The sequence below is a fragment of the Clostridioides sp. GD02377 genome, assembly GCF_045899875.1.
Classification (GTDB): Bacteria; Bacillota; Clostridia; order Peptostreptococcales; family Peptostreptococcaceae; genus Clostridioides; species Clostridioides difficile_A.
Window position 1 is genome coordinate 87,885 of sequence record NZ_JBJODA010000015.1, and the last position, 22,258, is coordinate 110,142.

Genomic DNA, 22,258 nt, shown 5'->3' on the forward strand with positions numbered 1-22,258 from the left:
ACCATCAATAAATAGAGTGTTCTTTGAAATCTCTTTATTATTTTCAAGAAAGTTTGTAAACTGAATTATATTATACAAGAATCTCAAGTTCTTTTGAACTTGGGATTTGCTTTTTTGTACAAAAAAGGGCGTAGCACTATTTTCTAGTGCGACAGCCCTGTTCTTTTTATAAAAATTAAGTCTATCTTTCTAAAGTCACATCTTCAAATTCTTTAATTTTATCATTAGATAAGACACTCTTTTTAGTCGATTGTCCATTTTTTCTATCAAAGGTATTTTTGGCTTTTACTCCTGATAAAAACTTACCTGCTCCATTAATACATCCTTCTTCACACATCATTCCTTCTATAAAGTTACCTTCTAATCTACCCAATTTAGCCATTGTCATTGTCTTTTTAATTTGTCTTGGACCAGATACTTTTATAGGTTCAAAATCAAAACTAATTCCCTTCTCAGCAATATAGTTTTGTATGGATTTAGTTAGACCTCCAGATGCTCCAAATCCCCTTCCAAAAATTGACCCATCATTTATATCTTCATTTGAACATTTTGATAAATCTATATTAAAGGATTCAAACAATGCCATTAATTCTTCAAAAGTAAGCACATAATCTACTGCATCTTTTAGACATGCATCTGTTCCTTCACTCTTCTTAGCTGTACATGGACCTATAAATACAACTTTAGCATCAGAATCAAATTTTTTTACCAATCTTCCTGTTGCTACCATAGGAGATACTGTAGATGATATTTTATCTTTTTCATCAGGAAACATCTTCTCTATATACTTAAAAAATCCAGGACAACATGAATTTGTCATGTAATCATCTCCAGATTTTATTCTCTCAATAAATTCATTACTTTCATGAACTGTAACTGCATCTGCGCCACAAGAAGCTTCTATCATATCCACAAATCCCAATGACTTTATAGCATTTTTTAACTGTCCATATGTAATATTACTATCAATTTGACCTGTTATAGCTGGAGCTACTATTGCATACATCTTTTCCTTTTTGGCAAGTTTTTTCGCAACAGGTGCTATCAAACTTTTGTCAGATATTGCTCCAAATGGACATGCTGACATACACGCTCCACAATTTATACAATTATCTTCATGTATCATAGCTTTCATAGTATCTCTATTAAAATCCAATGCTCCTGTTGGACAGACACTCTTGCAAGGTCTTACAACTTCAGATATAGCATCATATTGACAGGAACTTTTGCACATTCCACAAGCTTTGCATAAATCATGATTTATATATGCCCTTCCATTTATGTAAGAAATCGCTCCAAACTTACACGCTTCTTTACATCTATGTGCTAGACAGCCTCTACAAAGTTCTGTAACTGTAAATTCATTTATTGGACATCTATCACATGCTGCTTCTACTATATATATAATTTGTTCATCTGTATCTAAGTTTACTAAATCTGGATTTATATCTCCATATTTACTATTTGGTGTTAAACTTAATGCAAGTTGTGCTCTTTCAAGAACTACCTCTCTCTCCTTATAAACACAACATCTATATCTTGCTTTTTCTCCTTTGATTATTTCATATGGAATTTTTTCTATATTTTCTTTTGTTAATTTTTCTTCAATTGATAATCTAGCTACTGCTGTTAAAACTTCATGCTTCAACCTTTTTAGTTGCGTTTCAAACTCAAACATAAGTAATCCTCCCCATAAATCACATCTTTTTTGCTATATTTCTACTATTATGTACATTGTATTTTCATTTATTCCCATAAATCATTATAACACAGGCGTATACTTTGTTAAGTTATATACAAAATATTATATATGTAATTTTTATTTTAAGTGTATATAGTTTTTAATTTAAATTACTAAATAAACAAAATATAAATAAAAATAGAGTTGCTCAAAAGTCAAATTGCAACTTAGAACAACTCTATATAATATGTATTTTATACTCGTTTTATTTTTCTAAATTTATTTTACTAAAATCTTTTATCTTAGTATTTGCTAAGACACTCTTCTTAGTTGATTGAGAATTTTTTCTATCAAAAGTGGCTTTAACTTTTGCACCTGATAAGAACTTACCAGAACCATTTATACATCCACCTTCACACATCATTCCCTCTATAAAGTTACCTTCTAATTTTCCTAAATTTGCCATAGTCATAGTTTTCTTGATTTCTCTTGCACCAGAAATCTTTACAGGTTCAAAGTTAACACCTATGCCTTTTTCAGCAAGGTAATTCTCTATGGCTTTTGTAAGACCTCCAGCAGCGCCAAAACCTCTTCCAAATATTGATGCATCATCTATATCTTCATTTGAACACTTAGCTAAGTCTATATCAAATGCTTCAAATAATGCCATTATTTCTTCAAAAGTCAGTACATAATCCACTGCACCTTTTAATTCTTTCTTAGCTGCCTCACTCTTTTTAGCTGTACATGGTCCTATGAATACAACCTTAGCATCTGGCTCATAACTTTTTATAAATCTTCCACTAGCTATCATAGGAGATACTGTAGATGATATTTTTCCTACATGATTTGGGAATGTCTTTTCTATATAACCAACAAATCCTGGACAACAAGAATTTGTCATAAAAGATTCTCCTTTTTCCATTCTTTCAGCAAACTCTAAGCTTTCATGCACTGTGACTGCATCTGCTCCACAAGCTGCTTCTAGTACATCTACAAATCCTAATGATTTTATAGCATTCTTTATTTGACCATATGTAACATTTGCTTCAACTTGACCTGTTATAGCTGGAGCTACTACTGCATACATTTTTTCATTTTTAACTAATTGTCTAGCTACAGGAGCAATCAAACTCTTATCAGATATCGCTCCAAATGGGCAGGCTGACATACATGCACCACAGTTTAGACACTTATCTTCATGTATCATAGCTTTCATATTCTCTCTATCAAATCCTAAGGCATTAGTTGGGCATACGCTCTTGCATGGTCTAACAACCTCTGAGATGGCATCATATTGACAAGCTTTTTTACACATTCCACAAGCCTTACATAATTCGTGATTTATATAAGCCATTCCTCCAACATGTGTTATAGCACCAAATTTACAAGCTTCTTTACATCTATGCGCTAGACAGCCTCTACAAATATCAGTTACTGTAAATTCATTTATTGGACAACTATCACATGCAGCCTCCAAAATATATATAATTTGTTCATCTTCTCCTATATCCATTGTATCTAAATCTATTTTATCTTGACCTGGTTCTAACCCCATACTTACATTTACTCTCTCAGATATTATGGCTCTTTCTTTATAAACACAACATCTGTATGTAGGTTTCTCACCTTTTATTATTTCATATTGAATATTATCCATTGCTTCTCTTGTAAGGTTATCTTCTTTTCCAAGCCTAGCTATTGCTGTTAAAACATCATGTCTTAATTTGTGTATTTGTGTTTCAAATTGAAACATTTTAATACCACCCCCGTAAATGATTTTATACGATACCATTATAACACAATATTTGCTTTTATTAATATATACATAAAATATTATATGTTTAAATTTTATTTTATCGAATATATATAATGTTTTTATATTTTATTGTATAATAATATTGATATTTCTGAAATTTCACTATTTTTATCTTGAATTTTTAATCGAATATATAATATTTTTTATTATATTTTTTAATTTTACTTTTTATTTGCATTCCTTTTTATTACATTTTTTGCTATTAAATTCATTCATAGTTTGGTATGATTTTACACTATCTGTTATTATATGATTTAGCAGTTTTTCTTAAATTCTAAAATTAATTAATTTTTTTAAAAAATTTATTTGCTTTTATTTTAAATTTATGCTATATTAATAGAACAGACTTATTTTTTTAGTTTGTATTTTTTAATAAAGCGGAGGTTTTCTTATAATGAAAAACGGAATAGTAAAATGGTTTAACAATGAAAAAGGATTTGGATTCATATCTGTAGAGGGAGAAGACGATGTTTTCGTACATTTCTCAGCTATACAAAATGATGGATACAAAACTTTAGAAGAAGGCGAAAAGGTTAGCTTTGATATAACTCAAGGTAATAGAGGACCTCAAGCTGAAAACGTAAATAGAATATAATTATTTAATTTAAATATATATATTTTAGAAAAGGAGCTATCGTAGGCTCTTTTTTGTTGTTTATTATACTTATAATACATTACAAAAACAAGAAGTTACTTTAAAAAAGACAATTCAAAACATCTTTTTAAAATAACTTCTTTTATTATAATATATTACTATCAAAAACTACTCTATTTAATTTTATCAGATATCACTAAGCATAACTCTCTCAATATTTTACAGGCTATAACTGTTGATACACCTGTAATATCATAATCAGGACTTAACTCTACAATATCACAACCAACGATATTTATATTAGAGTTTTTTATGATTCTAAAAACTTCTTGAAATTCTCTATAATTTATACCACCAGGTTCTGGTGTACCTGTTCCTGGAAATACAGATGCATCTAGTATATCTAAATCTACAGTTAAATAAACATTCTTTCCATTCAACATATTAATTATATTTTCAAAGGTGTTTATTCCTCCAATTTCCATATATGTATGCTTTTGTTCTGTCGCAAACTTAAATTCTTCTTTTGTACCAGACCTTATACCAAATTGAAATATTTTATTATCTCCTACAACATCCCATACCCTTTTAATTACTGTTGCATGAGAATTTTTGCTATTATTATACTCTTCTCTTAAATCTGCATGAGCATCAAAATGAATTACATATATATCATTATACTTTTCATACACTGCTTTAAAAGCTGGTAGTGTAACTAAATGCTCTCCTCCAATCATAAATGGAACTTTTGAATCTCTAACAATCTTAGATGTTTCTATATATATTTCTTCTAATACCTTTTCTGTACTTCCTACACTTATTTCTAAGTCTCCATAATCACATATATTGTAATCTTCCAAGTCCAAATCTAAAAACGGACTATATGTTTCAAGACCAAAAAATTCTTTTCTCATAGAACCACTTGCAAATCTAGCTCCTGGTCTATTTGAAGTCGTTCCATCAAATCCAACACCAAATACTATAAGATTAGATTCTTCATAATTTTTGTCCATACTCATAAAAGTATTCATGTGATAGAAATTATTGTTCATCTAACATCTCCTTTACATATTGAGGTAACATAAACGAACCTAAGTGTATATTACTATTATAATATTTAGTTTTTAAATTTAATTTTTCCCATTCATCCCTATCTTGATTTTCTATTGGACTAAATTTTTTAGAAGCAAAACCAAACAACCAATGACCAGATGGGTATGTTGGTATATGTGCTTGATAGACTTCAGATATTGGAAATATTTCTTTTAACTTCTTATTAGCTCTTTTCATCTCCCTAGCATTAAAATCAAAATAAGGACTTTCACTTTGATTTACCAAAATTCCATCATCACTCAGTATTCTATGACAATCTCTATAAAAATCAGTTGAAAAAAGACCTTCTCCTGGTCCTATTGGGTCAGTTGAATCTACTATTATTAAATCATAAGATTTATCAGAGGCACATTTAACAAAATTAACACCATCTTCAAAATATAAATTAACTCTTTCATCATCTAATTTGCATGAGCATATATCCATATACTCTTTAGATACATCTACAACCATTTTATCTATTTCAACCATATCAATCTTTTCTATTTGTGGATAACGGCTTAATTCTCTTACAGTTCCGCCATCACCCCCACCTATTACTAATACTTTTTTTATGTTTAAATTTGTAGACATAGGAACATGAGTTATCATCTCATGGTATATAAATTCATCTTTATCTGTTACCATCATTAACCCATCTATTGTTAGAAACTTTCCAAATTCATCACTATCAAATACATCTATTCTCTGAAATTGAGACTTCCCCTCAAATAAATGTTTATTTACTTTTATAGAAAATCTTACATTTTCTGTCCATTCTTCTGTATACCAAAGCTCCATATAATAATCCTCACTTTCTCCTATATATTTTGTATTTATACTGCTTCTGGCTTATGAGTAATTTTCCCTAAATCTTTTTTTGAATATTTTTTTATTTTTGTAGTCAGACCTCTTGGAATTTCTGTAGACTCACTTCTTTCTGATTTTAAAAGTTGTTCTAACAATTCAAAACTTTTCCATGGGTCTATATCACCACAAGTAAAAAAATCTGCTGCTGCATAACCATACTCAGGCCAAGTATGTATTGTTAAATGAGATTCTGCAATTATAACAGCACCTGAAACCCCCCAAGGATTAAAATGGTGAAATACAGAATCAACGATTGTAGCTTTTGCATTTAATGCTGAATCATTCATAAAATTTTCTATAAGATGTGGGTCTTTAAGTACATTCTCATCACAATTATAATATTCTACTAGTATATGTCTTCCTAGTGTTTCAAATTTCATTTCAATCCCAACTCCTCTACATATTTAATCTATTCTTATTTTTTCTAAATAAAGCAATTTATTTTATTACAAGTATTCTATCTAAGTTTTTATCTTGCACATCAGTTAGATATACATTGCTATTTTTTAAGAAAATAATATATTCCATAATTTCTTTTGTTATCAATTCTCCTGGAGCAACAATTGGTATCCCTGGTGGATATGCCATTATTGATTCTCCACAAACTCTATCTATACACAAATCAAGTTCTACACTTTCTTTCGGTGCATAAAAAGCTTCTCTAGGATTAAGTTTAATAGTAGGATTTATTTGAACCATATTAAACTCATTTAATGCAGATTCTTTTCTATAGACCTTTGCAATTATAGAGAGTGCTTTTACTAATCTATCAATATCAGACTTATTCGTTCCAATAGATACAAGTGCAAGAATATTGTACGAATCTCCTAATTCTACTTGAATCGAAAAATTTTTATATAATAGGTCATAGACTTCAAATCCAGTTAAATTTAATTCTTTCACGTTTATACATAGTTTTGTTTCATCTATAAATTTGACACCTTTTTGTTTTAATATTTCAGTAGATAAAACTTTTATTCCATCAATTTTGTTTAATCTTGATTTTGCATACCTGGATAAATTTAGTGCTTTTGATAATTGCTTTTCTCCATTTTCAACTAGGTTTGCTCTAGCACCATCTATACTTGCCATAAGCAAATAAGATGCTGATGTTGACTGTAACATATTTATTGATTGAAGAACTTTTTCAAATTTTACATTGCCTCTATTAAGCAAAAGTGCTGAAGACTGTGTCAATGCACCTCCAGTTTTATGTATGCTTACAGCTACCATATCAGCTCCTAGTCCTATTGCAGAGGGAGGCAAATCTAAATGAAATGGAAAATGAGCTCCATGAGCTTCATCCACTAGCACCAAAATATTATTTTTATGACATAGCTCTATGATATTTTCAATATCAGCACAAACTCCATAATAAGTTGGATTAAGGAAAAATAATGCTTTTATATTACGATTTTTTTCTATCTCCACTTTAATTTTTTTAAGAGTAATATTTAAACTTATGCCTAATTTCTCATCAAATTCTGGCTGTATAAATATTGGTATTCCTCCACAGAGTATTAATGCATTTATCACGGATTTATGTATATTCCTTGGAAGTAATACTTTTTCACCTGGTTTTATCACACTCAAAATCATTGCATGTATTGCCTGAGTTGTACCATTAGTTATAAAGAATGCTTCATCAGCCATATATGCTTGCGCTAACAAATCTTGTGCATTTTTTATAACCCCATTTGGAGCAGATACATTGTCCATAGTTGGTGATGAATTTATATCCATTTTCATGAGATTTTCACCTAGATATTTATTTAATATATCTACACCTCTATTTTTTACATGTCCAGGCACATCAAAGCAAGCTATATCTTTTTCTGAGTATTCCTTTAAAGACTCTAATAATGGAGCACATTCATAGCTCAATTCAACTGCATTTGCGAACTCACTATCCATGATTTTGAATTCATCCCCTCTCTATATTCAAATAATTATTGTATTCTTATTTATTATTTCTATTTTTTATTTTTACTTTTATTAAACTCATGATATTTATTATATTAATATCCCGCTACTTTTACAAGTGTTTTTTTGGTTCTATCCAAAAACTCACACATTAGTCATGTCAATATTTATAAACTTTTTTATTTTTTATTGTTCATATTAATTTTTTTAAAAATTAGTATTTATAAACTTTTTTGTTTTTTATTTTTTTATCATTTCTATTTTTTTGAGATTTACAAAGCTTTTGAGTTTAATATTTTTAAGTTATAAGTATTTTATTACTAAACTTTTATATTATTCTGATTTCACATGTCAAAATTTCTGGTTTAGTTAGACTAAATAAATTTCCTATTTTTGTATTTTTATTTTCTGTTAAAATTTATTAAATTTTTTTTATTTGATGAAATAAATTCTATTTTTATAAATAAAACCAGATACAAAATAAAGATTTACAAAGAATAAAAGTGTCTTGATATGACAAAACAACCTTGTTTAGAATGGCAAATAGGTAAGGAAGATATTTTTTGTTTCTTTTTATTTCTTATTGACAATAGTACTAATCAGTACTATACTATATAAAGCACCGATTAGTACTATTAGGAGGATATTATGGATATTAGAAAACAAATCAGACTTGTAAACTCTGCTTTAAGCAGTACATTGGATTTATATAGGATATGGGCAAAAAAGAATAAATTGAATTACAACTCTTTAGTTGTTCTATATACCCTGTATGATTTTAAGACATGCACTCAGAAACAAATATGTGATTGGTGGGCTTTACCTAAACAAACAGTTCATGGAATTTTATTTGATTTTGAAAAAAAAGGTTATATTTTAATTACCCCAAATGAAGAAAATAAAAGGGAAAGATTGATTACATTTACACCTAAAGGAAGTGATTTCGCTTGCGAAATATTAAAGCCATTACTTCAAATGGAAGAAAATGTAATGGAAGAATTAGGTGAAGAATTGATAAATCAGCTAATTGTAAGTAACACAAAATATTATGAATTACTCAAGGAGGAAATCAATAATGGATAATGTTTTGGCTAAAAAGTTTTCCTTTTGTTCATTATTACAATTTGCAATACCTAACATTGTGATGATGATTAGTTTATCTATGTATATTATTGTTGATGGAATGTTTGTATCACGATTAATTGGCACGAATGCTTTATCTGCTGTTAATATGTTTTATCCTGCAATATGCTTTGAAATGGCAATCGCAATTATGATTGCAACTGGTGGTAGTGCAATAATTGCAAGAAAATTAGGTGAAGGTAAACAAAAAGAGGCACAGGAAAATCTTAGTTTTTTAATTGCTATAGAGGTTTTAATAGGAATTTTGATTGCGATTCTAGGGAATGTTTTCATTGATGAAATTATTTTACTTTTAGGTGTAAGTCCCATTCAGTCTCCCTTAACTATCTGTTATGCAAAAATTATATTTTCATTTGCTCCTGCTTTCTTTCTTCAAACGGCTTTTCAAACATTCTTTGTTACAGTAGGAAAACCAACATTAGGATTAGCTGTTACTTTATTAGCTGGTATTACAAATATTGTCTTAGATTATATTTTTATGGCACCCTTGAATCTAGGTGTAAATGGTGCAGCAATTGCTACAGGAATAAGTTATTGTATTCCTGCAATCGTGGGCTTGTTATTTTTCTTTACATCTAAGAAAAATTCATTATGCTTTGTAAAACCTAAAATAGATTGGCAAGTACTTATAAAAGCTTGTACAAACGGTTCATCTGAGATGGTAACAAATTTAGCAAATGCTGTAACAACTTTTTTGTTTAATTATGTTCTATTAAAATTTTATGGAGAAGATGGTGTAGCTTCTATTACAATCATACTTTATTTTCAATATATATTCACTGCTCTTTATTTTGGATATTCTAATGGAATTGCACCTGTCATAAGTTTCAAATATGGAAATGATGACAAAGAGCAGTTACAGAGTATATTTAAAAACAATATTATTTTTTTGCTTATAAGTACAGTATTAGCAAACTTTTTGATTCATTTGACAGTAACAAAAGCAATCACAATTTTCACTCCAGTAAATAGTAGTGTTTATGATATTACACTTCATGGATTTTCTATTTACTCTCTATCTTTTATTGTTATGGGATTAGGAGTTTTTACTTCTGCAATGTTTACCGCATTTTCAGACGGAAAGACCTCAGCCATTATATCATTTTCAAGAACTTTCATTTTTATTGTAGGTGCTATTCTTATTCTTCCTAATATATTTGGAGAATTTGGTGTTTGGATGGCAGTTCCTGTAGCAGAAGTTCTTGGATTCATTGTGGCAGTATTTTATATATTTAAGAAAAAAGATACCTATACTTATCTTTAAATATATCATCAGATAATACATTCCTGTTGAGTGTTGTATGAATGAGGAAATTTTTTATAAAAAATATAAAAGAGTTGAACTTGAAACTTGATTAAAAAAGTCAGCTTTAAGACAACTCTTACTTATATAATTTATAATATTAAATGCTATAAACTTATAGCATTTTTTGTGCATTCCTTTATATTCACTGCTTTACTCATAATCAAAACTGTTAAAAGCTCTGAAATAGCCATACTTACCCATATTCCATTTGCTCCAAATAACTTAGAAAAAATAATCAATATAATAGGTAAAAGTAAAATTGAACGCAAAGCCCCTATAACATTAGAATGTATTGGCATTTCTATTGCTTGATAATACATAGTTGTTGTTAAATTTTTTCCAATCATAAGGTAAGCTATATTAGCCATATTAAGTGCAACATATGCCATTAAAATAATCTCTTCATCACCTGTAAATATTTTTATAATCTCTCTTCCAAACAAGAAGCACACTATTGTAAATATTACAGACACAAAAATACTCATCTTCGTTGCCATACTATAATAACTTAACATTTTATTAGTCTCTTTAGAACCAAAATTATAGCTTATAAGTGGCTGAACACCCAAAGTTATTCCCATTAGAAGATTATAAATATTTGTAGTTATATAGTTCACTACAGCATAAGCTGAAAGACCTACATCTCCAACCACTCTTGTTAAAACTATATTATGTGCAAGTATTATTATTGAAAAAGCGCACTCTGCAAAAAATGAAGGGAACCCTATTGCAAACAATTCTTTCAAAACATCTTTTTCTATTTTAGCTGTTCCAAAGGACAATTTACCTTTCTTAAATACAAAATGAGGTAGCATTATCATTAGTGTTGATAACTGACCTAATCCACTTGCAATTGCTGCACTCTTTATACCAAATCCAAGTTTAAATATAAATATATAATTCAAAGCTATATGAAAAATTGTCCCTGACAAAGTTGCTATCATTGCAAGTTTTGGTCTTCCATCATTTCTTAAAAAGCTACAGAAAACAAGTCCTAGTAAGTTTGGAAGACAAAAAACAGCATAAAAGGTTAAGTACTCAGCAGATAATCCAACCAAGCTTTCAGTTGCTCCCATAAATCTAACAATATGATTTGAAAAAAGTATACAAAATATTGTAAGAGATACACTACCCAATATTAACACTTTTATAACTTGCCTAAATATATTTATAGCCCTTTCATCATCTCCAAAACCAAAGTTTTTTGATACTAATGCTCCTCCTCCAACTGCCATTAAACTAGATAACCCTAAAAACACCATAACAAGAGGCACCACTATACTAACAGCTGTAAGTGCTGCATCACCTAGTCCTTTCCCCAAAAATATTCCATCTAATATAGTATTAAATGATGATACAAACATAGCAAGAGCTGATGGTATGGCATATTCTAAAAATTTTTTTATCATTATAAATCTCCCCTCTATATATTATTATGATAATTATTATTCCACTATATAAAATATTAATATATCCTCTGAGGGGAGAGTCAAGTTTTTTTGTATACTATTTTTTCTTATTTCTAACTGAACTAATGTCTTTTCTTTTGAATCTGAGTCTACTCTAGAGAGTATCCATATTTCATTAAAATCACCAACAATTTCTATATTGTTATCCTTAGCATAATCTATTATTTTTTGATAATAATCATAAGCATTATTCCAATTATCATCATATAATATAGTTAGATATTCTCCTTCTGGCAAAATATATTCATTTTCATAATTGTCTCTTCTTGTAAAATCAACTATGTTATCATATAATAATGTATCTCTTTCTTTAATTACTTTTTCATAAGAAATACTCCCTGAGATTATAGGATAGACATCGTTGTATTTGTCCTGAACATGTAAGATAACACGTCTAAGATACATCTCAAACTCAACTTCATCTTTTGAATCACATTTATAAACACTTACTTTTCTTTCTTTATTGTATTTTACAAATACCTGATTTAAACCATATTCCAATAATTCATTTACATTAGATTCTATATCATTTAAATATTTTTTTACATCTGACAATTCTTTTATTTTATTTTCTATCATTTTTTTCTGCTCATTAATTGTATTCAACATAGATTTTATTGAACCATCTGAATCAATCAATTTTTTTATATCTTCAAGAGTCATTCCCATAATCTTGCAGTACTTAATTACATCTATACTCATAAACTGCTCTCTTGAATAATATCTATATTTATTTTCTTGATTTACATATGCTGGTTTTAGTATACCTATTTTATCATAGTATCTCAGAGTTTTTATTGATAATCCAAAAAGCTTAGATACTTCACCTATTGAAAAATATGTTTTTATATAATCTCCCCCTTTATATTTTGCATTAAAATAATACTATATTCTTATGCAAACAGCAACATAAAATTAATTTTATTTTTAATTAATTTTATTCATATTTTTTTTATTAATAATTAACAAAAAACATAAATATATATAAAAAAATAAAGAGAAGCTTTATAAAAGCTCCTCTTTATTCCATCTCCGATACAGGTATCGTTTTCCAATGTTCCCTCAGAATTCTTTCAACATTTTCTAAATCATTCTCTTTCATAAATTTTACTACTTCAATATGTTGATTATTACTGTATGTCAACATTTTATATAACTCATCTTCATTATTACTAGTATATGACTTTGACATAAAGTTATATCTTAAAGAATTCAATAGATTTATTAACACTTGATTTTCTGATTTAGCTATGTATATATCGTGAAATTCATTACTTAATTTTAAATAGTTACTGTAATTTTTATACTTTATAGATATAGTCATCATTTCTGTTAATTCTTCCATTTTTATTAAGTCTGATTCAGTTAAATTTTGTACTGCTGAAGAACCTGCTAAAGCATCCAATACTCCAATTACAGAATAGGTGTCTAGTTTTTCTTTTTCTTGAAATTCTTTTACAACAAATCCTTTATTAGGTATCTTTTCTAGTAAATTTTCACCCGCCAACCTAGTTAGTGCTTCCCTTGCTGGTGTTCTACTAACTCCTATAGAGTTACAAATCTCAGATTCAGTAATTCTCTGATTAGCTTCATACTCTCCATTTTGGATTTTTTTTGATATATAGTCATATACTTGAGTTGTAAGTGGATCTACCTTCATAAGACGTTCCTCCATATTAAGATTATAAAAGTTAAATCTCCCGCCAACTTTGGTAGAGAGGTTCAGTTTTACCTTACTCATTTATATAATATCACAATTATCATATTTTTTATACTTGTTTGTAATATTTTGAAATACTAAAATTCTTATAGTAATTTAAACAAAAAATGTAGAAAAAGTTTTGATTTATCAAAATTTTTTCTACATTTTTACTTTCTCTTTATTTTTTAAATCAAGTATTTAATTTATTCTAAAAATGCCAAATGATTTTGCTCCTAAATCAATTCTCAATTCATTATTTTCAATTTGTGTAGTATTATTTACATTTTTAGGGCTATACTTTATTGGTATTTCTTCAATAAAACTGCCATCTATATTTAATGATATTCTTTCAGTACTCTCACTTCTATTTACCAAAATTAATACTCTATCATTATTTTCATTAAACCTAATAAAAGCAAACACAGAATTATTTTCTGTATATATAAAGTCTGTATCTCCTGAGCTTAAAAGTGTATTTTTATTTCTAATTTTTATAATATCCTTATAGAAACTAAGCATATCTTCATCTTCATTTTTCCATGGATATGTTCTTCTATTATCTGGGTCAACACCTCCACAAAGACCTGCTTCATCTCCATAGTATATATATGGTACACCTTCAAAGGTCATCTGTACAGCTACTGCAAGCTTCACTAAATCCACATCATAATTCAATTCAGTTTTAGCTCTTGTAACATCATGTGTGCCAATTAAATTTAAATTAGACTTAAATGATTCTTTTGGATAATTTTCCTTAATCTGCATATATCTATTGCAAAGTTCATACGATTTAATTTCTCCTTTTAGAAAAGAAAACATATTGTTTCTAAAAGGATACCCCATAACAGAATCCAATTCTTCACCCAATAGATAACTTCTTCTTTGACCATAACTAATCTTATTTGACGCATCTTCCCAGACTTCTCCTATAAGAATTGAATCATCATCAGCTTTTTTTAGTTCCTTTTTTAACTCTCTTATAAACTTAGTTGGTAGTTCATCTGCAACATCTAACCTCCAACCTTTAACACCCATATCTATCCACTTATTTATAACACTATCTTTGTCATATATTATATAGTCCATATAGCTATCTTCTAGTTCATTTATATTTGGCAATGTCTTAACATCCCACCAACTTTTGTACTTTTGAGGAAAGTCTTCAAACATGTACCATGGATAATATGGAGACTCTTTCGATTGATATGCTCCTAGGCTATTATAGTTTCCATACATATTAAAATATTTACTATCTGCTCCAGTATGGCTAAAAACACCATCTAATACTATTGACATATCTTTTTCTTTTGCTTTATTAATAAGCTCTTTAAATGTCTCTTCATCTCCAAACATTGGGTCAATCTTTTTATAATCACCTGTATCATACTTATGATTACTAGATGCTTCAAATATAGGGCTTAAATATAGTATACTTACTCCTAGTTTTTTTAGATATCCAAGTTTGTTGATTATCCCTCTCAAATTACCACCATGGAAGTCCCACCTTATAATGTCACCTTTGCTGTCTTTTATGTACATAGGTATATCTTCCCAATTCCCATATATAAAACTATTCTTTTTAGGATTGTCAATTTTACCATTTCGATTGCCATTATTAAATCGGTCTACAAATATATGATAAAGTATTCCTTCTTTATACCATGTTGGTACTTTAAAATCTTTATAAACAGTGATTTGATATTTATTTATATCATTGTAGTCATACTCACAAGAATATCCATTTTCTCTATTCTTTCCATAAAATACAGTTTTTTTATTGCCATCCACTTCTACATCAACTTTGAAATAATAAAAATAAACACCTGTCTCTTCAAAGTTTTCCATCTTGCAACAGAAACACTTTCCAAGTTTATCATTACTTAATTCTTCATTTAAAGTTATTGTTCTCATTTCTTCTTCTTTATTTATTTCTAGGGAAATAGAATCGACATTATATACTTCATTTACTTTAACATAAATAGTCAATCCCTCATCAAATTTTAAAGCTCCAAATGGAGCCTTAAAATTTTTATCCCAAGAGTTATATTCTATTATATCTTGCATCTAATCACACCCTTTTAAACCAAATGTCTTTTGCATATTCAGAAATTGTTCTATCTGAGGAGAAAAATCCTGAGTTAGCTATATTAACTAAAGACATTGTATTCCATTTTTCTTTATCTCTATATAACCTGTTTATATCAGCTTGAGCTTCACCATAATTCTCAAAATCTCTCAATACAAAATATTCATCATTGTAAGTGGTAAGTGAATTATAAATACTTCTTCCTTCTTCACCTAGATTAGGAATAAATCCATTTATTAAATCATCTACTACCCTTTTTATATTCATATTAGAATGGTATAAGTCAAGTGAAGAATATCCACCATACTTATTATAATTCAATACTTGCTCTGCACTAAGTCCAAATAAAAACATGTTTTCTTTTCCTACTTGTTCACATATCTCTACATTTGCGCCATCTAGTGTAGCCAAAGTTATAGCGCCATTCATCATAAACTTCATATTACTTGTTCCTGATGCTTCCTTTGTTGTAGTTGATATTTGTTCACTAACATTTGCTGCTGGTATTATTATCTCTGCTAATGATACTCCATAATTCTCTAAAAACACTACTTTTAACTTGTCCCTTACTCTGACATCATTGTTTATAGTACTTGCAACAGAATTTATAAATTTGATTATACATTTAGCTAAATAATATCCTGGTGCAGCTTTTGCACCAAATATAAAAGTTCTCGGGTCAATATTTAAATTAGGATTATCAAGTAACTCATGATACATATGAAGTACATTAAATATATTCAACAACTGTCTCTTATAAGCATGTAATCTCTTAACCTGAACATCAAATATTGAATTTGGGTCGATATTTAAATCGTATTTATCTTTTATAAGTTTTGCTAAATTTGCTTTATTATTGTATTTTATATCATCAAGTCTCTGTAAAACAGAAGAATCATTTTTAAATTTTTCAATATTCTTTAACTGTAAAGTATCTTTCTTCCATGAATCACCAATTAAATCTGTAATTAAATTGCTAAGTTCAGGATTTGAACTTATAAGCCATCGCCTATGTGCAATTCCATTAGTCTTATTATTAAATTTATTTGGCTCATCTTGGTAGAAATCTTTCAATACCTCTGTTTTAAGAATTTGAGTATGAAGCTTAGCAACTCCATTTACACTGTGACTTGTAACAATACATAAATTTGCCATGTTGATGTTATCCCAGCTTATTATACTCATTCTATTTATTCTATCTTGGTCATATCCTTTATTATTTAATTCCTCTACATATCTTCTATTTATTTCTTCTATTATCATATAAATTCTTGGTAATAGCTCTTTCATCATACCTACAGGCCATTTTTCCATTGCTTCTGACATTATAGTATGATTAGTATAAGATACTGTTTTTTTAGTTATTTCCCATGCCTCATCCCAAGATAAGTTTTCTTCATCAAGCAGAATTCTCATAAGTTCTGGTATACATAAGGTAGGGTGTGTATCATTTATATGAATTGCTACCTTATCACATAAATTGCTAATATCCAGTTTGTTCTTTTTATATTTTCTTATTATATCTTGTATCCCTGCACTTACAAAAAAGTATTCTTGTTTTAATCTCAATAACTTTCCTGCATAATTTGAATCATCTGGATATAGTACCTGTGATATTTCCTCAGTATAATACTTATGTTTTAAAGCCTCTTCATAGCTACCAGAATAATTTAGAGCGTTTGAAGTAAGTTCACCAAAATCTCTCTTTGGTATCTCACTTTTAAACAATCTTAAAGTATTTATACATTGATTTTGATACCCAATTATTGGTATATCATAAGGCATTGCCATTACAGGAAGGTAATTCTTATGCATTACTTTTAAATGACTACCTTCCTTAACTAATTCTACCTCTCCACCAAACTTCACCATTGCTGCTTCATTTGGCCTTACAGTTTCCCAAGCATATCGTCCTTCTGTAAGCCAGTTATCAGGTACTTCTACCTGATAACCATTTACAAATTTTTGTTCAAACAAACCGTATTTATATCTTATTCCATACCCTTGACCACTTATATTCAAGGATGCCATAGAATCTAAAAAGCAAGCAGCTAATCTACCAAGACCTCCATTTCCTAAGGCTGGGTCTACTTCAGCTTCAACTAAATCATCCAAGTTAATTCCTAATTCAGATAAACCTTCTCTAACTTCTTCTTCAATATTCAAATTTAGTAAGTTTGATTTTAATTGTCTTCCTATTAAAAATTCAAGACTAAAATAATAAACTTCCTTTTTCTTGTCTAACTTTGTTGCAACCCACTTTTTTGCTATTTCATCTTTCAATAAACTACATAATACGTTTAACAATTGTTCATTAGTAGCTTCCTTGATAGACTGTGCATATAAGCTATACATTTTCACTTCAAATTTTTGCTTGAATTTCTTTTTGCTTATTGTTACCAAAAAAACCACTCCTTTAATCACATATGTCTCTATATGTTTCTATATACTCCTTAGCTGATTTTTTCCAACTATTATCTGTTCTCATTGCATTTCCAACTAATTTAGTCCATTCTTCTTTATCTTTAAATACTTTGATTGCATTTTTCAAACAGAAAAACATCTCATGAGCATTGTAATTTTTAAAACTAAATCCATTGCCTTCACCAGTAAATTTATTGTAAGGCATTACAGTATCCTTAAGCCCTCCAGTCTCTCTAACTATTGGCAAAGAACCATATCTCATAGCTAACATTTGCCCTATACCACAAGGCTCAAATAATGATGGCATTAAGAATATATCACTTGCAGCATATATCTGTTGAGCCAATGATGTATTAAAAGTAATTCTAGCTGATACTTTATCAGAAAAATTAGAATCATAATAATTGAACATTGATTGATATTGATGTTCTCCAGTTCCTAAAACAACAATTTGTAAATCTTCTCTCATAAGTTCAGGCATCATATATGCTATTAAATCAAATCCTTTTTGAGAAACTAATCTTGAAACTATTCCTATTAATGGAATAGATGAATCTTTTTTCAGACCTAAAATATCCTGTAGTCTCAATTTATTTTCTATCTTCTTATCAATAGAATCTACATCATAATGAACAAAGATATCTTTATCTTTTGCAGGGTCATTTAAGTCATAATCTATACCGTTTAATATTCCTTTTAATTTTCCTGATTCTTTTCTAAGCAAACCATCCAATTGTTCACCATAAAATGATGTTTGTATTTCATTTGCATAAGTAGGACTAACAGTTATAATTTTATCTGCAAAATTTATTCCAGCTTTCATAAAATTTATTGAGCCATAATATTCTATATCTCCATTATCAAAGTATTTTTGAGGTAAATCCAATATATCATCTAAAACAAACTTATCAAACACACCTTGATATTGAAGATTATGTATAGTATACATAGTTTTTATATTTTTATACCCCTCAAGGGTTGCATATCTCTCTTTTAAAATCAATGGTAACATTCCTGTATGCCAATCATTTATATGTATTACATCTGGATAAAAATCAATTCTACTTATAGCTTCTAAAACAGCATCTGTAAAGAAAGTATACCTTTCTGCATCATCTCCATATCCATATATACTCTTTCTTTCGTCTTCTCTTCTAAAATAAAATTCATTATCTATAAAGTAAAATTTGACACCATCCAATTCCATTTCTAAAAGCCCACAATATTGATTTCTCCATCCAACACGTACACTAAACACAGCTATCTCTTTTAGTTGATCTTTTAAATAACTTGGTATAGTTGAATATTTAGGCATTATAACCCTTACATCTACGCCTTCTTTTTTTAATTCTTTAGGTAATGCATAAGATACATCCCCTAATCCTCCAGTTTTTGCAAAGGGCCAACACTCTGCTGTTACATAAAAAACCTTCACTAGTCATTCCCCCTTCTAAAAAATATATTTATATGTTTGTATTCTTTTCTACTACAAGAGGATATTTTTCATCTCCTCTTAATTCTTTTCCATTTGATATATTTGTATTTTTATCTAATATTGCATTATATAATTTTGCATTTGATTTTATTACACAATTTTGCATTACTATTGAGTTCTCTATAACTGTTCCTTTTTCAACATTGACCTTTCTAAATATGATACTATCTTTTACAGTACCTTCAATTAGACAACCTGATGCTATAAAGCTATTTTCTACCTTGGCACTATCTGTATAAATTGTAGGCGATTCATTCTTTTCTTTTGTAAATATCTTTCTTTCAGAATACAATAATTCATCAGCAATTTCTAAATTTAATAAATCTTTACTCATTTCAAAATATGATTCAACAGAATTTACACATTTCAGATATCCTGTATACTCATAAGCTCCTACTTTCATGTTTTCTGCTTCTTCAATAATGAATTCTTCTAGATAACAATAATTGCCTTTATTTACAATATTATATATACACTCTACAAAATCTTCACGTTTCATAATATAAGTTTCCATACATATATTGGCTCTAGGGAATTTACCTAAATTATTTCCAACATTTATTACTCTATTGTTACTATCCAAATTCAAAGTTAAATTACCAGCAAAATCTTTATTTGCATTATTTACATTTTTATATATTATAGTTATATCATTATGAGATTTTTTATGATACTCCAATGCTTTAGAATAATCCAAGTTGCATAGCATATAACTAGGTGCTATTAAAATATATTCTTCTTCACTCTTTTCTATATAATCTAGATTAGCTAAGATAGTGTATATATCACCTTCTCTATGTGAATAAGTATTTCTATACTTAGTATTTTCTGGACTAAAAATTGATAAGCCACCTTTTTTTCTACTTAAATCCCAGTCTTTTCCACTGCCTATATGGTCTGTCAATGATCTGTATTTTTCCTTTGCGAATATTCCAACTTTAGTGATTCCTGAATTTATCATATTAGATAAAGCAAAATCTATTATTCTATATCTTCCAGCTACTGGCGTAGATGCTATTGGTCTTCCATAGTTAAGCTTGTTTATTGCTGGGTCTCCTTTTTTGTTTAAATTTATTATGCCTAAACATTCATTTCTCATCTTAAAGACCTCCTTCTATTAATACGCATCTAGGTTCAATATTTTCGTATTCAGAAACTACATTTATTTCATTATTTACATTTTTTATCTGAACATTATCATTTATTGTTGCACACTCACCTATCATAGCTTTTTCTATAGTTACATTTTCACCTATTACAACATTTGGCATTATTACTGAATCAATTACCTTACTTCCTTTACCAACAACAACTCCATGTGATAATACAGAATTACCAACTTCACCTAAAATCCTACAACCATCTGCTATCATTGATCTATGGACATTTGCATTTTTACCTATATATTGTGGAGGCATTGCCATAGTATTTGTATATATTTTCCATTTAGGGTCTGCTAAATCAAGAGTTTCTGGAGATTTTATTATATCCATATTAGCATCCCATAAACTTTGTATAGTTCCTACATCTCTCCAATAACCTTTAAATGGATAAGCATACATTCCAACATTATCTTCTAACATTTTAGGTATTAAATTCTTTCCAAAATCATCATAATTTACTTCTGAATTTTTTTCTGCTTCTTTAAAATAACTTCTCAACATCTTCCAATCAAATATGTATACTCCCATAGATGCCAAATTACTCTTTGGTTCACTTGGTTTTTCTTCAAATTCATAGATACTTGAATCTTCATTTGTATTCATTATTCCAAATCTAGAAGCCTCATCCCAAGGGACTTCAATTACTGCTATTGTGGCTTTAGAGCCTTTTTCTTTATGAAATTTTAACATCTTACTATAATCCATTTTATATATATGGTCACCTGATAGTATTAATACATATTCTGGATTATAAGTATCTACAAAATCCATATTTTGATATATTGCATGTGCTGTACCATTATACCAATTACCTTCTTTTTCATTCATAAATGGTTGCAAAACATATACACCACCATTTATTCTGTCCAAATCCCAATGACTTCCCATACCTATATGTGAATTTAATATCAACGGTCTATATTGAGTTAAAACACCGACTGTATCGATACCAGAGTTTGAACAATTACTTAACACAAAATCGATAATTCTATACTTGCCTCCAAATGACACTGCTGGTTTGGCAATTCTTTTTGTAAAAACGCCTAGCCTTGAACCTTGCCCTCCTGCCAAAATCATAGCTAACATCTCTTTTTTCATTTAATGACACTCCCCTCATCTAGTAATTAATATTTATAATTGCATTTTTACTTTTATAAACTCTATCAGTCAATAAATGTTGTGTATAAATTTTGCTCAAATGATACTTTAATAAAAATAAAATAATATCAACTATACAATTGATATAATGTATACCCCATAATATGCTTGTTGACGTATACATTATTTTCCATAAACACCATAGTATTTATTAATATTCAATTCTCAGTTAAAAAATAATACAAATTTTATTTAACAAATATAAAAAACATTTTTTATGAATATTTTATACCATAATAGATATACTTATTTTTTTATTTATTAAATGCATGATAATAAAACATAATTATAAATTTGTTAAATAATTGTCTAAAAAATTTTAAATAATCAAT

17 protein-coding genes are annotated in these 22,258 nt (G+C 28.4%); 3 read left to right on the plus strand and 14 right to left on the minus strand.

Annotation, left to right across the window (positions count from 1 at the left end; genetic code table 11):
- Positions 1 to 181: 181 nt before the first annotated feature.
- Together Q3304_RS14120 and Q3304_RS14125 are read right to left on the minus strand one after the other, a co-directional pair.
- The gene (locus Q3304_RS14120) at positions 182 to 1,678 is read right to left on the minus strand and encodes a 4Fe-4S dicluster domain-containing protein (protein ID WP_407814050.1); all 1,497 of its coding nucleotides are present in this window, start codon (positions 1,676 to 1,678) and stop codon (positions 182 to 184) included.
- 268 nt (positions 1,679 to 1,946) lie between these two features.
- Positions 1,947 to 3,437, minus strand: coding sequence for a 4Fe-4S dicluster domain-containing protein (locus Q3304_RS14125; protein ID WP_054269516.1), 1,491 nt, complete (start codon positions 3,435 to 3,437; stop codon positions 1,947 to 1,949).
- Positions 3,438 to 3,894: 457 nt separating this feature from the next.
- On the opposite strand from Q3304_RS14125, the gene Q3304_RS14130 reads away from it, so the two are divergent.
- Positions 3,895 to 4,095, plus strand: coding sequence for a cold-shock protein (locus tag Q3304_RS14130; RefSeq protein WP_003418660.1), 201 nt, complete (start codon positions 3,895 to 3,897; stop codon positions 4,093 to 4,095).
- A 173-nt stretch (positions 4,096 to 4,268) separates the two neighbouring features.
- Here the strand turns inward: Q3304_RS14130 and speB are convergent, their stop codons facing one another.
- The 4 genes from speB to Q3304_RS14150 are packed head-to-tail and all read right to left on the minus strand — an operon-like array spanning position 4,269 to position 7,971.
- Positions 4,269 to 5,147, minus strand: coding sequence for an agmatinase (gene speB, locus Q3304_RS14135; RefSeq protein WP_407814864.1), 879 nt, complete (start codon positions 5,145 to 5,147; stop codon positions 4,269 to 4,271).
- Entirely contained in the window at positions 5,137 to 5,988 is an 852-nt protein-coding gene (gene speE / locus Q3304_RS14140; protein ID WP_407814863.1) for a polyamine aminopropyltransferase, read from the minus strand. Before speE ends, speB begins: the two co-directional genes overlap by 11 nt.
- A 35-nt stretch (positions 5,989 to 6,023) precedes the next feature.
- A complete protein-coding gene (speD, locus tag Q3304_RS14145) occupies positions 6,024 to 6,437 on the minus strand; it encodes an adenosylmethionine decarboxylase (protein WP_054269513.1) in 414 nt (137 codons plus the stop codon).
- 58 nt (positions 6,438 to 6,495) lie between these two features.
- Positions 6,496 to 7,971 (minus strand): aminotransferase class I/II-fold pyridoxal phosphate-dependent enzyme, encoded by a 1,476-nt coding sequence (locus Q3304_RS14150; protein WP_407814862.1) that lies wholly within the window; start codon positions 7,969 to 7,971, stop codon positions 6,496 to 6,498.
- 657 nt (positions 7,972 to 8,628) lie between these two features.
- Here Q3304_RS14150 and Q3304_RS14155 point away from each other — a divergent pair.
- Positions 8,629 to 9,063 carry a MarR family winged helix-turn-helix transcriptional regulator gene (locus Q3304_RS14155; protein ID WP_407814861.1) on the plus strand — a complete coding sequence of 145 codons (435 nt, stop codon included), beginning with the start codon at positions 8,629 to 8,631 and terminating at the stop codon, positions 9,061 to 9,063.
- Positions 9,056 to 10,387 (plus strand): MATE family efflux transporter, encoded by a 1,332-nt coding sequence (locus tag Q3304_RS14160; protein ID WP_407814860.1) that lies wholly within the window; start codon positions 9,056 to 9,058, stop codon positions 10,385 to 10,387. Before Q3304_RS14155 ends, Q3304_RS14160 begins: the two co-directional genes overlap by 8 nt.
- A gap of 146 nt (positions 10,388 to 10,533) precedes the next feature.
- On the opposite strand, the gene Q3304_RS14165 is transcribed toward Q3304_RS14160, so the two are convergent.
- The 8 genes from Q3304_RS14165 to Q3304_RS14200 form a co-directional block, all read right to left on the minus strand.
- Positions 10,534 to 11,838, minus strand: a complete 1,305-nt coding sequence (locus Q3304_RS14165; RefSeq protein WP_407814859.1) for an MATE family efflux transporter — start codon at positions 11,836 to 11,838, stop codon at positions 10,534 to 10,536.
- A gap of 36 nt (positions 11,839 to 11,874) precedes the next feature.
- Entirely contained in the window at positions 11,875 to 12,747 is an 873-nt protein-coding gene (locus tag Q3304_RS14170; protein WP_407815446.1) for a MerR family transcriptional regulator, read from the minus strand.
- A gap of 172 nt (positions 12,748 to 12,919) precedes the next feature.
- Positions 12,920 to 13,558 (minus strand): GntR family transcriptional regulator, encoded by a 639-nt coding sequence (locus Q3304_RS14175; protein ID WP_054276184.1) that lies wholly within the window; start codon positions 13,556 to 13,558, stop codon positions 12,920 to 12,922.
- A 240-nt stretch (positions 13,559 to 13,798) separates the two neighbouring features.
- Complete coding sequence (locus Q3304_RS14180; protein ID WP_407814858.1) at positions 13,799 to 15,664, minus strand: glycoside hydrolase family 13 protein; 1,866 nt, start codon at positions 15,662 to 15,664, stop codon at positions 13,799 to 13,801.
- Between the two features lie 4 nt (positions 15,665 to 15,668).
- On the minus strand, positions 15,669 to 18,089 hold the full coding sequence (locus Q3304_RS14185) for a glycogen/starch/alpha-glucan phosphorylase (RefSeq protein WP_167640072.1): 2,421 nt from the start codon (positions 18,087 to 18,089) through the stop codon (positions 15,669 to 15,671).
- A gap of 13 nt (positions 18,090 to 18,102) precedes the next feature.
- Positions 18,103 to 19,545 carry a glycogen synthase GlgA gene (glgA, locus tag Q3304_RS14190; protein ID WP_407814857.1) on the minus strand — a complete coding sequence of 481 codons (1,443 nt, stop codon included), beginning with the start codon at positions 19,543 to 19,545 and terminating at the stop codon, positions 18,103 to 18,105.
- 28 nt (positions 19,546 to 19,573) lie between these two features.
- A complete protein-coding gene (gene glgD / locus Q3304_RS14195; RefSeq protein WP_054269503.1) occupies positions 19,574 to 20,704 on the minus strand; it encodes a glucose-1-phosphate adenylyltransferase subunit GlgD in 1,131 nt (376 codons plus the stop codon).
- A gap of 1 nt (position 20,705) precedes the next feature.
- The gene (locus Q3304_RS14200) at positions 20,706 to 21,866 is read right to left on the minus strand and encodes a glucose-1-phosphate adenylyltransferase (RefSeq protein ID WP_054269502.1); all 1,161 of its coding nucleotides are present in this window, start codon (positions 21,864 to 21,866) and stop codon (positions 20,706 to 20,708) included.
- Positions 21,867 to 22,258: the final 392 nt, after the last annotated feature.

Coding starts and splice junctions, on each gene's coding strand:
- Q3304_RS14120 (WP_407814050.1), bottom strand. CDS start 1,678: ATGTTTGAGTTTGAAACGCAACTAAAAAGGTTGAAGCATGAAGTTTTA.
- Q3304_RS14125 (WP_054269516.1), bottom strand. CDS start 3,437: ATGTTTCAATTTGAAACACAAATACACAAATTAAGACATGATGTTTTA.
- Q3304_RS14130 (WP_003418660.1), top strand. CDS start 3,895: ATGAAAAACGGAATAGTAAAATGGTTTAACAATGAAAAAGGATTTGGA.
- speB (WP_407814864.1), bottom strand. CDS start 5,147: ATGAACAATAATTTCTATCACATGAATACTTTTATGAGTATGGACAAA.
- speE (WP_407814863.1), bottom strand. CDS start 5,988: ATGGAGCTTTGGTATACAGAAGAATGGACAGAAAATGTAAGATTTTCT.
- speD (WP_054269513.1), bottom strand. CDS start 6,437: ATGAAATTTGAAACACTAGGAAGACATATACTAGTAGAATATTATAAT.
- Q3304_RS14150 (WP_407814862.1), bottom strand. CDS start 7,971: ATGGATAGTGAGTTCGCAAATGCAGTTGAATTGAGCTATGAATGTGCT.
- Q3304_RS14155 (WP_407814861.1), top strand. CDS start 8,629: ATGGATATTAGAAAACAAATCAGACTTGTAAACTCTGCTTTAAGCAGT.
- Q3304_RS14160 (WP_407814860.1), top strand. CDS start 9,056: ATGGATAATGTTTTGGCTAAAAAGTTTTCCTTTTGTTCATTATTACAA.
- Q3304_RS14165 (WP_407814859.1), bottom strand. CDS start 11,838: ATGATAAAAAAATTTTTAGAATATGCCATACCATCAGCTCTTGCTATG.
- Q3304_RS14175 (WP_054276184.1), bottom strand. CDS start 13,558: ATGAAGGTAGATCCACTTACAACTCAAGTATATGACTATATATCAAAA.
- Q3304_RS14180 (WP_407814858.1), bottom strand. CDS start 15,664: ATGCAAGATATAATAGAATATAACTCTTGGGATAAAAATTTTAAGGCT.
- glgD (WP_054269503.1), bottom strand. CDS start 20,704: ATGAGAAATGAATGTTTAGGCATAATAAATTTAAACAAAAAAGGAGAC.
- Q3304_RS14200 (WP_054269502.1), bottom strand. CDS start 21,866: ATGAAAAAAGAGATGTTAGCTATGATTTTGGCAGGAGGGCAAGGTTCA.